This is a genomic window from Variovorax glucosi (genome assembly GCF_051216695.1).
Lineage (GTDB): Bacteria > Pseudomonadota > Gammaproteobacteria > Burkholderiales > Burkholderiaceae_C > Variovorax.
The window spans coordinates 1-1251 of the sequence record NZ_JBPJZE010000186.1 but is presented as its reverse complement, the minus strand read 5'-3'; the positions used below and the strand labels follow the sequence as shown (position 1 = coordinate 1251).

Annotated in this window: 2 protein-coding genes; one reads left to right on the top strand and one right to left on the bottom strand. The window is 69.4% G+C overall.

The window, feature by feature from the left end:
* Nucleotides 1–868: substrate-binding domain-containing protein (locus ACSFA3_RS24110; protein WP_435507916.1), on the top strand; the 868-nt coding region annotated here is incomplete at its 5' end.
* Here ACSFA3_RS24110 and ACSFA3_RS24105 read toward each other — a convergent pair.
* A partial coding sequence (locus tag ACSFA3_RS24105) for a GMC oxidoreductase (RefSeq protein ID WP_435507915.1) occupies nt 768–1251 on the bottom strand: 484 nt, incomplete at its 5' end. The genes ACSFA3_RS24110 and ACSFA3_RS24105 overlap by 101 nt on opposite strands.

Here is a 1251-nt window from a genome sequence, read left to right as displayed (position 1 = left end):
CAGCCCGATGGCGCAGGCCCTGAGCCATGGCCGCTCGCGGCTCATCGGACTGATCGTGGCCGACATCACCAACCCGTATTCCGTGGCGGTGCTGCGCGGCGCCGAGAAGGCCTGCCAGGACGCCGGCTACCTCGTGATGCTGTTCAACCTCGGCAACGAGAGCGAACGCGAGCGCGAAGCCATCGACGCGCTGGCGGGCTACCAGGTCGACGGCTTCATCCTCAACACGCTGGGCCGCGGCAGCAACGTGGTCGATGCGGTCACGCTGCACGGCAAGCCGGCAGTGCTGGTCGACCGGCGCCACGCCGGCATGCACACCGACTTCGTCTCGCTGGACAACCACGCCGCGATGCAGGCCACCTGCGGCCATCTGGTCGAAGGCGGGTATCGCGAACTGCTCTACGTCACAGAGCCGCAGAAGGGCGTGAGCTCGCGGCGCGAACGTACGGCCGCCTTCGGCGCCTGCGTGGTCGCGCACGAGCCGCGCGTGGCGGGCGAGGTGTTCGAGTGCGTCGAGGGCGAGAGCGATGCGCTCGACGAGGCCCTGCGTGCCCTGCGCCAGCGCGCCAAACGCGGCCGCCGCGCCGCCGTGGTCGCGGGCAATGCCGTGGTCACGCTGCGCATTGCGCAGGCGATGGCGCGGCTGGGCTGGCAGTTTGGTGCCGACCTCGGCTTTGTAGGCTTCGACGATCCCGAATGGGCCTCGCTCATCGGGCCGGGCCTGAGCACCGTGGCCCAGCCCACCGACGCCATCGGCCGCACGGCCGCTACCTGCCTGATCGAGCGGCTGCGTGGGCTGGATGCGGCGCCGCGCCAGTTGCTGCTGCCTGGAGAGCTGGTGGTGCGAGGCTCGTCGCAGGCGCTCTAGCGTCCTGCTGCGCGCGGTCGAAAGTGACCGGCCCGCGCATCCAGTCGGCCGCGCGCTCGGCAATCATGATCGTCGGCGCGTTGGTGTTGCCGCCGATCAGCGTCGGCATGATCGAGGCATCGACCACGCGCAGATTCTCGATGCCGTGCACGCGCAGCTTCGCGTCAACCACTGCCATCGCATCCGTGCCCATCTTGCAGGTGCCCACGGGGTGATAGATGGTGTCGGCGCGCGCGCGAATGTGCTGAATGAGTTCTTCGTCGGTGTGCGCGTCGGCCGTGTAGAGCTCGCGGTGGCGGTACTTTTCGAGCGCCGGCGCGTGCAGGATCTCGCGCATCTTCTTCACGCCCTGCAGCAGCAGGGCCACGTCTTCCGGGTCTGAC